The sequence below is a fragment of the Candidatus Defluviilinea gracilis genome, from assembly GCF_057138825.1.
Map to the genome: position 1 here is coordinate 14,143 of NZ_DBNHEF010000067.1, position 14,685 is coordinate 28,827.

The 14,685-nt window shown below is 51.7% G+C and carries 10 protein-coding genes and 1 tRNA gene; 4 read left to right on the top strand and 7 right to left on the bottom strand.

Annotated elements, in window-relative coordinates; all coding sequences use genetic code 11:
* Positions 1-71 precede the first annotated feature (71 nt).
* On the top strand, positions 72-1,493 hold the full coding sequence (locus AC16KF_RS10330) for a trimethylamine methyltransferase family protein (RefSeq protein WP_484037234.1): 1,422 nt from the start codon (positions 72-74) through the stop codon (positions 1,491-1,493).
* A 132-nt stretch (positions 1,494-1,625) separates the two neighbouring features.
* Complete coding sequence (locus tag AC16KF_RS10335) at positions 1,626-2,783, top strand: M20 metallopeptidase family protein (RefSeq protein WP_484037235.1); 1,158 nt, start codon at positions 1,626-1,628, stop codon at positions 2,781-2,783.
* Positions 2,784-2,838: 55 nt separating this feature from the next.
* Here AC16KF_RS10335 and AC16KF_RS10340 read toward each other — a convergent pair.
* A tRNA-Lys gene (locus AC16KF_RS10340) sits at positions 2,839-2,911 on the bottom strand.
* A 290-nt stretch (positions 2,912-3,201) separates the two neighbouring features.
* On the opposite strand from AC16KF_RS10340, the gene AC16KF_RS10345 reads away from it, so the two are divergent.
* Positions 3,202-4,500, top strand: a complete 1,299-nt coding sequence (locus tag AC16KF_RS10345) for a DUF389 domain-containing protein (protein WP_484037236.1) — start codon at positions 3,202-3,204, stop codon at positions 4,498-4,500.
* 78 nt (positions 4,501-4,578) lie between these two features.
* Positions 4,579-6,039 (top strand): phosphoglucomutase/phosphomannomutase family protein, encoded by a 1,461-nt coding sequence (locus tag AC16KF_RS10350; protein ID WP_484037237.1) that lies wholly within the window; start codon positions 4,579-4,581, stop codon positions 6,037-6,039.
* Positions 6,040-6,219: 180 nt separating this feature from the next.
* Here AC16KF_RS10350 and AC16KF_RS10355 read toward each other — a convergent pair whose 3' ends face one another.
* The 6 genes from AC16KF_RS10355 to AC16KF_RS10380 form a co-directional block, all read right to left on the bottom strand.
* Positions 6,220-9,456 (bottom strand): VWA domain-containing protein, encoded by a 3,237-nt coding sequence (locus AC16KF_RS10355; protein WP_484037238.1) that lies wholly within the window; start codon positions 9,454-9,456, stop codon positions 6,220-6,222.
* Between the two features lie 18 nt (positions 9,457-9,474).
* Positions 9,475-10,857 (bottom strand): TolB family protein, encoded by a 1,383-nt coding sequence (locus tag AC16KF_RS10360; protein WP_484037239.1) that lies wholly within the window; start codon positions 10,855-10,857, stop codon positions 9,475-9,477.
* A gap of 9 nt (positions 10,858-10,866) precedes the next feature.
* Positions 10,867-12,174: a TolB family protein gene (locus AC16KF_RS10365; protein WP_484037240.1), complete on the bottom strand. Its 1,308-nt coding sequence runs from the start codon at positions 12,172-12,174 to the stop codon at positions 10,867-10,869.
* A 36-nt stretch (positions 12,175-12,210) separates the two neighbouring features.
* Positions 12,211-13,401 carry a TolB family protein gene (locus tag AC16KF_RS10370; protein ID WP_484037241.1) on the bottom strand — a complete coding sequence of 397 codons (1,191 nt, stop codon included), beginning with the start codon at positions 13,399-13,401 and terminating at the stop codon, positions 12,211-12,213.
* Between the two features lie 147 nt (positions 13,402-13,548).
* Positions 13,549-13,791, bottom strand: coding sequence for a response regulator transcription factor (locus AC16KF_RS10375; RefSeq protein ID WP_484037242.1), 243 nt, complete (start codon positions 13,789-13,791; stop codon positions 13,549-13,551).
* Between the two features lie 291 nt (positions 13,792-14,082).
* The gene (locus AC16KF_RS10380; RefSeq protein ID WP_484037243.1) at positions 14,083-14,685 is read right to left on the bottom strand and encodes a hypothetical protein; all 603 of its coding nucleotides are present in this window, start codon (positions 14,683-14,685) and stop codon (positions 14,083-14,085) included.

A 14,685-nucleotide genomic window follows, 5' to 3' on the forward strand; every position in this document is an offset into this window, starting at 1 on the left:
ACGAACGCAGACGAAGGACGCTCCGCTCAGCGCGAGCCAACCACCGAAACACGAATCGAACGAGGAGATAAATGAAACCCCTCAAGTTCTTATCCGACGAAGACATCAAAGCCATGCACGAAGCGACGATGAGGATCATGCAAGAGATCGGCATCATCTGGACGCACAAGCCCAGCCTCGACATCCTCACCGACGCGGGATGCACGCTCAAAGAGAATCGCGTGTGCTTCCCGCCGAATCTCGTGATGGATAGCATCGCAAAGGCAAACAAACGCCCCGTGATTCGCGGACGCAACGGCACGGTCAACGAACTGGGCGGGGGAAATTTATATTTCCATAATCTCGGCGGCGCGCGCGATGTGTTCGACGCGCGCACAGGCACGCATCACACCGCGACGCAGGAAGACTGCATCAACGCCACGCGCGTGCTGGATGCGCTCCCCAACTGCAACACGGTTACGCCGTTTTTCACTCCGCCCGATGTGCCGAACGAGATGATGGCTCTGCACATGTTTCGTCACACGCTCTCGAACACGACGAAACCCGTGCAAGGTCCTGGCATCCAATTTGGGCATGAGGCAAAATATGCGGTCGAGATGGCGGCAGTCGTCGGCACGCCTCCGCGCGAACTCACGCTCTCCCTCTCCCCCGTCAGCCCGCTCACGATGCACGACGTCGCCGCGCAAGCCGTGATGGATATGGCGCACGCGGGCGTCATCCATTCCAATTTGCCCGCGCCCACTGGCGGCGCGACTTCGCCGATGACGATCACTGGCAGTCTCGTCCAACAAAGCGCGGAGACTCTCGCCCCCCTCGTTCTCGCGCAATGTATTAATCCAGGATGCGGCGTCGTCTATTGCGGACGACTCGGGATGCTGGAGCCGCGCACGGGATTGATCTGGGGCGGAGTCGAGCTCGGCATGTCATCCGCCGCCACGGTTCAACTCGGACATTTTTACGGGTTCGCCGTTAACGTATATGGATTCTCCACGAACGCGCACACCCTCGACGCGCAGAACGCCTTCGAACGCGGACTCAACACCTCTCTCCCCGCCCTGGCTGGCGCGGACGAACTCTCGGGCATCGGCGAAATGGAAGCGGGAGTCATGGGCTCGTTCGCGCAAATGGTCTTGGACAACGAGCTGGCGAAGAGTGTCCTCCGTCAACGCGCGGGGTTGTCCGCGGATGCAGAACATCTCGCGGTTGAGATCATCAACACGGTGATGGATACCAACCGCAACTATCTCGCGAGCAAACACACGCTCAAACATCTCCGCGCGGGTGAAATGGCGCTGACCAAACTCGCTGAAAGAAATTCGTGGGATACTTGGGAGGAAAAAATGGGACGCAAGCAAATGGCAGATTACGCGACAGATGAAGCGGAGCGAATCTTGCGCGAACATGTTGTGCCGCCGCTTGAACCGCAACAGGAGATTGAGTTGGATCGAATCCTTGCGGCGGCTGAGAAGGAGACGGTGAAGAAAAAGAAGTAATCGCTGGTTGAGCGCAAGCAGTCGAAACCAGCAGGCAACATGCAAATATTATGATTCATGAACACTGGTGGTTTCGATACGCGACGCCAACGAACGGCGTCGCTACTCAACCACCGAAGTTAGGAGATTATTATGCTCAAACAATCACACGCAATATCAGAAGAACTCATCGAATGGCGGCGCGACTTCCACATGCACCCCGAGATCGGATTCGAGTTACATCGCACGTCGAAGATCGTTGCCGACGAGTTGGAGAAGATGGGGTACCGAGTCAAACGCAATGTGGGGAAGACCGGCGTTGTTGCGGAGATCGGCGAGGGCGGCAAGATGATCGCCATCCGCGCGGATATGGACGCGCTCCCCATCCTTGAGATGAACGACGCGGAATATGTCTCGCAGAACAAAGGCGCGATGCACGCCTGCGGACACGATTCACATACCGCGATGGCTCTCGGCGCGGCGCTATTGTTATCGAAAGAAAAATTACCTGGGCGTGTGCGATTCCTTTTTCAGCCTTGCGAAGAGACCGTTGATAATGAAGGCAAAAGCGGCGCGCAGAGAATGTCCGATGAAGGCGCGATGCAAGGCGTGGATTATGTCATCGCGCAACACGTTGACCCAACTCGACCCGTCGGCACGATCAGCATCAGCGCGGGACCGTCGTCAGGCGGAGTCGATTCGTGGCACGCGGTCGTCAAAGGCAAGGGCGGGCACGGCGCGCATCCCGACAAGACCGTTGACCCGTTTTATCTGACGGCGCATGTCATCATCGCATTAAACGCGATCATTTCGCGCAGGATCAATCCGTTCGAGCCTGCGGTGGTGAGCATCGGCTCGATCAACGGCGGGTTTGCGGAAAATGTCATCCCCGAAGAAGTGAAGATCACTGGCACACTGCGCTTCACGGATGAGGCTGTGCATCAACAAATTTACGCCGAGATCAAACGCGCCTTCGACATTGTCAAAGCGCTGGGCGGCGACTACGAACTGGGCTACGACGTGGGCGGTCCGCCGATGATCAACGATGAGTTTGTCTCGGAGATGATCGAAAAAACTGGCAAAGACCTGCTCGGCGCGGATAATGTCAGTGAACTTCAAAAGACCCTTGGCGCGGAGGACTTCGGCGAATTCATGAAACACGCCCCCGGCGCAATGTACACGCTCGGAACGCAAAAGGCTGGGCATGAGGGCTACCTGCTCCATCATCCCAAGTTCGATATTGATGAACGCGCCATGCCCATCGGCACAGCGATGCTGGCAGAAACAGCGAAGAGATTTTTACAAGGATAAAACCTCAAAACAAGCGGCGAACAAAAAGCCTCCCAATTGGGAGGCTTTATTTCTGTGACTCCGGGGGGACTCGAACCCTCAACCAATTGATTAAGAGTCAACTGCTCTGCCAATTGAGCTACGGAGCCAAACGTGCGGCGGGAATTATACCCGAGGCGATAAACCTGTCAATAATAGAAGTAGGCAATCCCCCCGCGATGAAGCGGCACACTTCATCTTACAGAGACGGATTCTTTGGTAATTGCCGTAATTCTGCACACAGATTGGACGGATTTCGCGGAATATCACGGATAAAATCCAATAAAAATCCGTGTGATACCGTGTTATCCGTGTCCAAAGAGTTCGTGATCACGACGATTCCTAGAGACCCCAGAGACGCAGTTCCCATTCGCGCTTTTATCCCTGTATAATTGCCACGATGGAAATCAACGAACCGACACCACAACCTGAACCCGAATTTGTCTCCGCGCGCGCCCGCCGCCGCCGCGCCTTACGCCGAGCTTACTTCCCATCGGATGAAGCGGAACGCGCCGCGTTGTTTGAACATCTTGCCCGCCGCGCTTATCCATCGTATGAACTCTTCGTCTTCTCGCTTGTGGCGGGCGTGATCATCGGCGTGGGATACTTCGTCAACTCGCTGGCATTGATCTTCTTCGGCATCCTCGTCGCCCCTGTGCTTACCCCATGGATCGGGCTTTCACTCGCCGCCATCGCAGGCTCGTTCCGACTGTTCGCGCAAACGTTTGCCGCCTTGCTCTTGAGCGCGTTTCTCGTTTTCGCAAGCGGCTTGCTCGCGGGATACGCCTCGCGCATTTTCGGCCCGCTCAACTTTAATGAAGCGTTCACGCTCAGCCGCTTATGGTGGCCCAGTTTCGTCATCCTCACCATCGGCTCGATCATTTTCACCATCTCCTTCGTGCGCTCCGAAACATTGCCCTACCTTCCCAGTGCGTTGATCTCATCCGTGTTGTACACGCCGCTCTGCGCGGCGGGCTTCGGTTTGGGGAGCGGAATCGCCGCCGCGGAACTCTGGCCGCAAGGCTTGCTGGTCTTCGTCGTTCACTTTGCCTGGGCGACATTCTTCGCCCTCGTCACCCTCTTCTTTTTACGGTTTTATCCCACCACCGTTAGCGGCATAGCCCTGACGGGATTCGCGCTTGCGACGATTCTTGCGACGACGATATTTTTAACCGGCTTCGATCAATGGATAAAACTACAGACGGGTCTGTCCACGCCCCTGCCTGCCCCACTCACCCAGCGGACTTCCACGCCCACGCCGCCGCCGTCCACTCTAGCCACGAACTCCGCCACCAAACCTGCCGCACCCACAGTGTTCGTGGGCGTCCCCACAATCACTTCTTCACGCACGCCGCGCCCAACCGCGCAATCCACATTGCCGCCCACTGAAACATCGACATCAACTATCACAGCCGAACCCACCCCCATCATTGCCCAAATTCGCGCGGCGGAAGGAGGCGGGGCGTTCATCCGCGAAAAGCCGGGCGGGAAAGTTATCGCAACTCTGGGCAACGGCGCGACCGTCACCATCGTGCCGAATGATTTTCAAGATGTCAAAGGAGTTATCTGGGTGCGCGTGTTCGCCACCGTCAACGATGCGCGCGTGGAGGGTTGGATGATCCAGGCGGTGCTCGTCACCGCCACGCCCATCGCCGATTGGCAACCTTCGCCCACGCCGGACGTAACCTCAACACCTTGAAATTTGTATCGCGAAGAGGGCGAAGAAATTGCTTTCTTGGCGGCTCGCCAACTTTGTACTTCACATAAAGGAATGTTCATGCCTATTCATTTTGGAACCGACGGCTGGAGAGCCGTGATCTCCGACTCGTTCACATTCGACAATTTGCGCATCGTGGCGCAAGCCATCGCCGATGCCGTTGACTCAGAACATTGGGACAAGGGAGGGGACGACGAGCATATGCCCGACCCAAAAAAGATCGTGGTGGGATTCGACACCCGCTTCCTCTCGGATCGTTTCGCCGGGGAAGTTGCCCGCGTGCTCGCCGCCAACGGGTTCACCGTCCTGCTCGCCCAATCCGATTCGCCGACGCCCGCGATCTCGTACGCGGTAAAACATAATCGCGCGATCGCGGGCGTGATGATCACCGCCTCGCACAACGCGCCTCGATATAACGGGGTCAAACTCAAGGGAGCGTTCGGCGGCTCTGCCCTGCCCGAACAATGCCGCCGCGTGGAAGTCTACATCAACGACAACGAAGAACAGGCGCGCGGACCCAACTTGATGGATTTCAAAAAAGCGCGCGAGGCGAAGTTGATCCAAAAGTTCAACCCGTTGCCCGCGTACTTCGATCACTTGCGAACATTGATCAACACAGACGCCATCGCAGACAACCCACAACGGTTTGTTGTGGATGCCATGTTCGGCTCGGGTCGCGGGGTCATCAAGTCATTTTTGCAGGGAACAGGTTGTGAAATCTCTGAGATTCGCGGCGAGATGAACCCCGGCTTTGGCGGAGTTCACCCGGAACCGATCGCGAAAAATCTTGGCGCGCTCGCCTCCGCCATCAGCGCGGGGATGGGAACCTTCGGCGTAGTGACCGACGGCGACGCGGACCGAATCGGCGCAATGGACGAACGCGGCGCGTTTGTTGATCCCCACAAGCTTATGGCTTTATCGTTGAAATATCTCGTAGAAAAACGCGGCTGGAGCGGCGCGGTGGTGCGCACGGTCTCCACAACGCGCATGATCGATCGTCTTGCAAAACGCTACGGCTTGAAACTTTTCGAAACGCCCGTTGGGTTTAACCACATCGCTGACCACATGCTGCGGGAAGATGTGCTCATCGGCGGCGAGGAATCGGGCGGCATCTCGTTCAAGGGACATATCCCCGAGGGCGACGGTCCCATCATGGGGCTGTTGTTGGTGGAGGTGATCGCGCAATCGGGGAAAACATTACACGGCATGGTGGAAGATTTACTTGCGGATGTCGGTCCCGCCTTCTACGAACGGACCGACTTGCGCCTCAGCCGCCCCGTCGCCAAAAAAGAGATGACCGAATTCCTCACGAATCAGGCTCCTACTAAGATCGGAGGCGAGAAGGTCACCGAGGTGAGTCAACGCGACGGCGTCAAATACATCATGGCGGATGATTCGTGGTTGTTGATTCGCCCGTCAGGGACGGAACCCGTTCTGCGAGTCTATGCCGAAGGGCGGACTCAAACGATGGTGAAATCCTTGCTTGGTTATGGCGAACAGGTGGCGAAGAGCGTGGTGTGACAGTCAAGACCTCCGTGTCGATGAAACACGGAGGTCTTTTTGCGAGTTGTTGTATGCAATAGATCACGAAAACAAGTTCTTGACGCACGATTTGCGCGGCAAATCGTGCGTCAAGACAGGCGACAGTGCAACTGTCGCCTGAACTCTGTGAAACACGGAGGTCTTTTTGCGAGGGGAAGTTTATGGGCTGGCTTTGCGTTTCGCAAGCAGTTTTCCATTGCGTGAGATTTCCAGCGTGCCGCCAGAGAGAACGCGGACGGTGAAGACATCTCCCGCCGTGAACTTTGTGGGGATATCCTTCCCGATCTGCGTCCAGCCTTTGGCGGGATCATATCGCCACACTTGTATGCGCTGGTTGGGAACATCGTACAACACTTGAACGGTGTTCTCTCCCCATATCCCGTTGCTCTGCGGTTTGACGCTGGCTTGCAGGTTGGCAAACGTGACGCTCGCGATTTGATTTGTTTTCAGCGGAATGCCCTGCCAGAATGGAGACGCGGAGTTTGTCTTCACATTCCGTTGCGCCGCGGTCATGCCTGTTTGACTTGTTGACGCGGGCGCGTCTGCCATCAGCGCCTGCATTCCGCTTGGAAGCGTGCCGCCGCCGAAGTCATCCAGCCGAGCGCCGTTCGCGCCGACGAACCACAAGCCGATGTAGCCGCCTTGATCATAATACGACCAACTTGTCACATCGCGCACGCCCAACAATTCACCGTTCTTGTACACTTCCACGTTGCCATTAGCGAGGGCGCGCGCGCCGAAGGTGTCACCATTGACGAAGGTGACGGGGATATCCGCGCCGTGCTGTGCCCAGCCTGCGGGCCATTCCCACGTCCAGACTTGGACGCGCTGGTTCGGGGCGTCGTACAGCACTTCGATCATGCCGCTTCCCCACGTGGTACTGCTTTGCGCTTTGAGGATCAAGTCCTGTTCTGCCGCCGTTGCGTGGATGTTGGCAAAGGTGATGTACGCTTCCTGGTCCGCGCCGAAGGCTTGACCGCTGAAGTAGATATCCGAGTTGGAGTCGTTGGAGGTCACCAGCAGTTGGTTGGAGGCGATCGCATATTTCGAGGGGTTCCCTGTCCAGTTCCCCCCGATCGCGCCGTTGGCACGGTTGTAGTCGTCCAGAACCGGGGTGGAGGGGAAACCACCTTCTAGAGCGGGCACACTGGCAAATCCGAAAATAACTTCCTCGCCTGCGGCTGGAACATTCGCTCCATACAAATTCACCTGCCAAATACCTGCTTCCGGATTTGCAATCGTGTAGACCTCATAAGTAGACCCATTTTCATGAATTACATCAGGCGCAACCGTATTTCTATCAATCACACGACCGGAAGGAGATGTTAATGTCATCACCACATCACTGCCGGGCCAACCGGTTGAGAAGGTTGCTTGTGCTTGTCCAGGAGCGACTGTCTGTGAGAAGAATATCGAAGCCAATTGAGGTACATTGTACGGAAGACAAGGTGGAGGCTCGACATTCGCTATCAAGGAGCGAACTCGAATAAATTCACAGGTCAGGCTGTTCAAGTTACTTACACGCTTATATCTTCCTCCCGTATTGAAAGCGATCTGTTGCAGTTGTGTATCATTCGCCTGTCCAAAACCAAATGTGAAGATGGGCCAGCCCTTACTCTTAAAGCACTGATCTTGATTGGAGAAACTGCCCACGCCATCGGTCAAGAGGATCGCGCCTTTTTTATAGTCTGAGCGATCAGATAAATTGAGAATGTCACATCCACTTTGGACACCATTGCCAATATTCGTTCCACCCGACGAGTTAATAGTGTTAATAGCCGCGATAACACTGGTATTATTCTCGTGCAACTTCTGGAGCGGTGGATTGGTAGCGACTCGAACAGAACTGTCAAAATCCACGATACCAACATAATCACCTTGAATTGCCGCGCTTGTGACGAAAAAGCGCGAGGCTTGCAGGCGTTTGTTTCCCGGATCGTTCGACCCCATACTACCTGAACTGTCAATGATCAGCGCGATGTCAATATTTCCGGAATCTACTGAGAGAAACTTAACAGCGTCAGCAATAACTATTCCACCAGCCTGTATTGTTTCTTCCGGAATGTTGCTCACGCTAATGTAATTATCTTCCCCTTGAACAAAGAAGTAAGAGCCAACATAGAGCCAGGCAGCATTCGTTGTAAAATCCGGGCTACTAGCCTGAGACTCAAGATAAGATTCAATTTCCCCTTGATTTACAAGAACCTTTGCTACTTCATCTCCATCTGCATATATGCGGTATGGCACACTATTCGCTACTGGATTGTTGGTAGTACCCGGGAGATGTACGTATATTGCATAGTTTCCACTGGGTTGGTCCGCTGGTAGCGACCACGTAGCTGAACATTCTGCTGCGTTCGTCAGGGCACGCAATTTATATTGATTGATAGCATAATACGCAGGATCGATACTTGTTAACGGATCTTCGTTTGGTATAGTCCAACACGCATCGGCTGTAAAGCTTGGCGAGCTACCAGGAGGCAACTGGCCATTATTCGCAGCAAGAATATGCCCATAATCATCGATGAGAGTGCTATTGCTGGAGCCAGGGAAAAGTGGGTATGTCAGCGGGTTGCCTTCATTAAGGGCGTATAAGACCGAATTCGTGTTACTGATTTCAGGATAGTCCAGCCACAATGATTGATTAGGATTAGAACGCCAAGTATCGGTCCAAAGATCATTTTGAGTATCACTTGGTGGGAGATCTGAACGATTTGGATTCCAACCGTAAGGGTCAATTACCCTTCGACTTTCTATTTTACTGGGATCCGGATTATGAACTTCGAAATGCAAATGAGGTCCACTCGACGAGCCTGTATTTCCGCTAATGCCTATCACCTCGCCATGAGCGATGTTAACGCAACCAGCGAAAGTACAACTGCTCACAGAAATGGTACTAAGGTGCCCGTAATATGTCTCGTAGTTGTTTGGGTGGTGAAGACGAACATATAAACCTAAGCCTGCCCTATGGTCTGTGGGGGAATCCCATCCAGCGGAAAGAACTTGATCAGCATCAGCAGAAGCAAATACGGGTAGGTAGTCAGCGCCGTAGTCAATCCCTGGATGGCCGTCATAGGAAAGGTAGCGGTTGAGGCTCTCGCTATAACAGACTTTATCAGTACATGAACCCGTAGCTTCATGCCCTGTATAAGACAATATTGTAAAATCAGTTGTCTCGTAGGTTGGTAAGTGATGATCAAAAATTGAGTTCTCTGTTACAGCACCAGGATAAGGCGGGTAGAGGAAAGGTACTACGAATTGACCTTGCTGTAACTCTGCCTGGGATGCTGATACCTTCTTTGGTGTAGGTGTGACTACGATTAAAGATGTTAGCAAAACAAGTGAAAGGATATGCGTTAAGAACCTTCGAATTTTTTGAGAAGTATTGAACATCATTAGCCTCCATTACGAAAATCATTCATTTCCAAAACCGAAATATTTCTTCAAATCCACACCGATCAAAGGGAACCAAGTTGGTCGTGTGTAAACCAAGCCTTCATAAGCTTTTGTTTGGTTACTTCCATCGGCATTCATCACGTATAGGGAAAACAATCCATCCCGAGTGGAAAGAAAGGCAATATATCGCCCGCTAGGCGACCACACTGGATTAAAATCGCTTCCAGCATTGTTGGTCAAATTGACCAGGTTGCTTCCATCAGGAGAAATCAGATAGATTTCTTCATTCCCTTCTCGGTCGCTGACAAATGCCAATCTACTGCCGTCGGGCGACCAGACAGGGTAAATATCCAGCGCCGGGTCTGATACCAACACTCGTGTTTCTCCGGTCTCGATGTTTATCAAGGTAATATCCGGCTGCTCACTACCGGTCAACACTGCCAACCACTTGCTGTCTGGTGACCAAGAGGGATTGTTGTAAACACTATCTCTTTGATCCCGATCCATGCGAATATAAACGGATTTCAGCAAGAGCACAGAATTGCTCCCATCTCTGCGAGTGATATAAAGATCTGCATAGATACAACCTGTATAAAAGTCTGAAGGGTCTGGAATCCTTCCACACTCTGTGCCAGTACCCGGTTTTGGTGTCATAGACTCTGGTGTATATCGCAAGAATGCAATCCACTTGCCATCAGGTGACCAGCTTGGAAATAGATCGCTGGATGTGCTGGTTGTAATTCGGTCTTTTTGGAATGTACTTGAATTCACTCGAAAGAGGTTGTAAGTATCCTGCTCCTTTCCTTCCTGATTCGTTACAGTTGTCAGGAGAGAAGTAGCAAACCATTCGCTGTCAGGTGACCAGGATGGAAAGACCCAGGCATTGTTCGCAGCTACCAGAGTCACTTTTTTTTGTAGTGGATCTGCCACATGAATGGCTGGTCTCCTGGTCATCGTTGGACCAAAATCGCTCCAATCAAACAACAGGTATTTCCCATCCGGCGACCAGACTAATGAATATTCGACCATATCATAGAACTTTTCGAACATCTTAGGATGGAACAAACCGCTTCCATCATGGCGGATAAAAGAAATGAAGGTATTCGGGAAAATCCCCGTGGGTTTTCGATCAACAAATGCCAACCATTCTTCAGGGTAGGGAGTTGCAGGGGTAGACAATGAAGTAGCAGAGGGTATTAAGGTGGGGGGTGCAGTTACAGCTATAGTTGGTGTCGGTGTTGACGCAGTCAGCGTAGATATAATCGTAGTTGCAGTAGGAGCCTGTTGGGTTAGTGTTATCGGCGCGGATGTTTTAACTGGCTTGCAGGCAACCAAGATCGTCATTAAAGCCAGCAATGTATATAAATTCGACTTGTTGCTTATTACTTTGTTGATCAACATCTTGTTTGCCTACGGAACAGATAACCATGTTGGTCGTCCAACTGCAAATATATATTTACCCATTATTTCTGCCAACTCACTTCCATCGGCATTCATCACAAAAAGCTTATAATCTGATAAAAAGGCAATGTAACGTCCACTCGGTGACCAAACGGGCGCAAAATCGTTGACCGTATTTTGTGTAAGATTTACCAGATTTGTCCCATCAGCAGAGATTAGGTATATTTCATGATTCCCCTCGCGATTACTGACAAATGCTAGGGTACTGCCATCGGGAGACCAAGCAGGATAATAATCTTTCGCCTCATTGACTACTAATAATTTAACCTCATTATTATCAACATTGACCAGTGCGATATCTGATTGTTCATTGCCAACAAGCACAGCAAGCCAATTGCCATCCGGAGACCAAACAGGGGCATTGTAAGGAAGATGGTCACCACCATCACCTGCCTCAATACGAACATCATCAATTAGCAATTTCAAACCTGTCCCATCCGGATGAATGAGGTATAGACTGGCATGGTTACAATCTAAAATGAGTGAAGGGACGGGTCCGCAGCGCGGTAAATCTGAGGTATAGCGAAGAAAAGCGATCCAGTTGCCATCAGGAGACCAGGCAGGGTATATGTCACTTAAAGTTCCGCTAGTTAATTGCTGGCTTTGTCTGGTTTTTATATCATATCTGAATAAATAACCAGTCCCGCTTTCCAGATTTTTTGGGTCGGCTTGAAGGTCTTTCCTAGAAATGACAATGTATTGACTATAAGGCGACCACGAAGGATTGGTCAACGTGCCTTCCAAGTGATTGGTAATTAAAGAGTTTTCCATGTCTGCAATAGAAATTCCATAATTTGTCTTAAAACAATCCGTGCCTACCGGGATATTGCATGAATATGTTTCGTTTGCGCCATCAAATGCTAGATACCGACCATCCGGAGACCAAGCCAAGTTTCTACCAGCATTTCCAATTGAACGATAAGGCTCAAAAAGAGTGGGCATTTCCAAGCCCGTTCCATCGGAATTAGCAAATGCAATTACCCAATCAGGGCGTGAAACTGCTCCACCTGCCGCTACACTGAACCATAATCGTTCTACAGGAGTCGTCTCATCTTGTTGTGGAGTATTTGTGGTGGTGAGCGTAGGCAATACTTTAGCAGTCAAAGTGACAATAGGTGTTTCTGCAATTGGAGAGGGTGATATCAAGGTTGCCGCTTGGAGATGTTGCGTTGCTGTTTCTGAGGGCGTAGACACCTCACCCGGTTGACAAGCCAATAGAACGGGGAATAAGGCGAGTAACGACACTATTGCTTTCAAAACAGATCTTTTCCACCACATTTTCTTTTACCCTGACTACGGAACAGACAACCAGGCTGGGTGGCGAGCATTCGCGCCATGAGTCACTTGATTCAGCTTGTTATTAAGCATATCAAGAACCCATATATCCATTCCACTACCGCCTGCTGTCGTGTTGAAGGCAAGATATTCTCCATCGGGTGACCAGACCGGGGTTTCAGTCAATGCTCCTTCAAACCGAGTCATCTTCAAGATTTTTCGATCTCGTAGATCAGCGATATAGATATTGCTAATCAACTTATCGGCAATATAATCGGCGTCATAACCTGTTGAATCGATTTCCTCGCCATTTTGTTCTCGCACAACAAAAGCAATTTGTTGGCTATCCGGTGACCATGCGGGTCGGTAACCGTGTCCGGCGTCTGCATAGCCTAACAATGCAGGATTCTCTCCATCACCTCCCATCACCCAGAGTTCGCCAATGGTAAACGGAATATTCGAATCGGGCATGCGAATATAGGCGATCTCTTTTTCAGACGGTGACCAATGAGCAAAAGCGATGATATGATTTGGCTCTACCAGTATGCGCTGCGCATTCCCGCCGTCAATGTCTGCGATCCAGGTTTCACTGCCATAGCCCAAACCCTGCGTGAGGGAATAGATCATACGCCTGCCATTCGTTGAAAGGGCTATATCATATGTATTGCCTGGAACCGATAATTGCTGATGCTTGCCACTATTGATTTGGATCTGGTAGACACGGGAGTTTGGCAGGTTTCCGTCTCTCAAGATAATTTCATTTCCAGTTGGAGCCCAATTAAGAAAAGAACTGTCCTGGGTTAGATTTAAATCTAAATCAACACCCTTGCCTGACGCAACATTAATTACTTGCACAAACCCGCTTGCCTCGCAGGTTATGTCAATTGCCAGCCACGGTCCATGCGGGGACGCGTACATGCCGAGAGTCGCGCAACCAGCTGGGATAAAGGTGTCTTCGATTTCAGAATCTTCATCGCCTAATGGTTCTGATTTATGAGTTATTTGGGAACGGCCGGGAGCATCAGACTGGAGATAAAGCAATCCATCACTCATCGGTTCTGGCTGTTGTCCGTATGCTTTCTGAGGGACAAATAAAAACCCTAACCCAATTATCAAGAGAACAACTACACCTACATTTGTCAGAAATCTTTTTCTGAGGCGAAAATGATCGCTTTGCATCTTCTTTTTTGTACTTAAGTGAGTTCGCATAGAATCCTCCTGAATATGGAAGTTGCCAGTATCAAAATTTTCCTGTCTTTGTCAATGAACAGCGTACCAAAAACCAAGCGCAAATACAACTATCTAAATTGATAGTCTTTTCAAGTACCTATTGCTTTGAAGCAATAGGAGCTAGGGCTACGCGATCCATCCATTTTTTAAGGCAAGGTACACAGCCGCGGCACAGTTCCTTACCTTGAGTTTACTGAGGATATTTTTGATGTGAAAGCGGACTGTACATTCCTCAATTCCAAGAACGAATGCGATCTCGCGAGCGTTGCGCCCATGTGCAGTCAATTCCAATACCTCAAATTCGCGGGCGCTTAATGTCCCTTTCATGGTTGGGTTGGGTTGGGTTGGGTTGGGTTGGGTTGGGTTCATTGGTCACGTTCCCCCTTGCCACAGGGTAGTAGTTTTTGTTTTGCGAATCATTGTCCCACACCCCAGGCTACAAAACAGGCTACAGAATCTGTCTGACAACTTCGATGAAAAACACAGACCCTAAAGGATGAATACCTTTAGGGTCTGTGCATCTCAATAATAGGACTTACGCAAAACCCAAGATTTATCCACTACTCTTCGCGAGCTTTCGCTATTCCTTTGAAAATTCGCGGGGATTGGCGTAGATTAGCGGACAAAATACTCATTCTGCGTAAGCCCTGAATAAGAACTTTATCTCCCCGGCGCGGCTCTTAACCTTCTCGCCAAAAAGATCACAACCACCAGCGCGAGCGCGGCGAAGAACAAACTGGGGATACCCACTTCATCGGCGAAGCCGGTGTTGGGTAAGGCGGTCGAGGTGGGAATGACGGTCTGGGTGGTATTGGCGATCTGCGTGAACGCCGCGCCCACTGTTGCCGTGGCGGGGACGTTCGGGGTGAAGGTGGGCCCGCTGGGGGTGAAGGTAGGCCCGCCGGGGGTGGCAGTGGCGGCGCCCGGCGTTCCGGCGGTATTGGTCGCCTGAGCGATAACCGGCGTATTGGTGGGAGGCAGGGTGGCGGTCGCGCCGGCGGTGGCGGTCAGCGCGTTGGCTACCCCGGTCTGAGTCAACCCAGCCTGGATCGTCGCGGCTTGGCGCGTTTGTTCCGCCAACGCCGTCTGCGAAGCGGATTGGTTATTATTCAACGAGTACCATACATACGCGCCGAGACACAGCAAGGCAAGCAACACCAGCAGACCCAACCCGCCCGCGGCAAACAGGAACGTGCGGTTATTGGATTCCTCCGGCGGATTCTCGTCGTCGTAATCGATTGAGGTTTCGTTGAATGTGGACAT

Bases quoted from the DNA above. Each gene is read 5' to 3' on its own strand.
- AC16KF_RS10330 (WP_484037234.1), top strand. From the start codon at position 72: ATGAAACCCCTCAAGTTCTTATCCGACGAAGACATCAAAGCCATGCAC.
- AC16KF_RS10335 (WP_484037235.1), top strand. From the start codon at position 1,626: ATGCTCAAACAATCACACGCAATATCAGAAGAACTCATCGAATGGCGG.
- AC16KF_RS10345 (WP_484037236.1), top strand. From the start codon at position 3,202: ATGGAAATCAACGAACCGACACCACAACCTGAACCCGAATTTGTCTCC.
- AC16KF_RS10350 (WP_484037237.1), top strand. From the start codon at position 4,579: ATGCCTATTCATTTTGGAACCGACGGCTGGAGAGCCGTGATCTCCGAC.
- AC16KF_RS10355 (WP_484037238.1), bottom strand. From the start codon at position 9,456: ATGATGTTCAATACTTCTCAAAAAATTCGAAGGTTCTTAACGCATATC.
- AC16KF_RS10360 (WP_484037239.1), bottom strand. From the start codon at position 10,857: ATGTTGATCAACAAAGTAATAAGCAACAAGTCGAATTTATATACATTG.
- AC16KF_RS10370 (WP_484037241.1), bottom strand. From the start codon at position 13,401: ATGCGAACTCACTTAAGTACAAAAAAGAAGATGCAAAGCGATCATTTT.
- AC16KF_RS10375 (WP_484037242.1), bottom strand. From the start codon at position 13,791: ATGAACCCAACCCAACCCAACCCAACCCAACCCAACCCAACCATGAAA.
- AC16KF_RS10380 (WP_484037243.1), bottom strand. From the start codon at position 14,685: ATGTCCACATTCAACGAAACCTCAATCGATTACGACGACGAGAATCCG.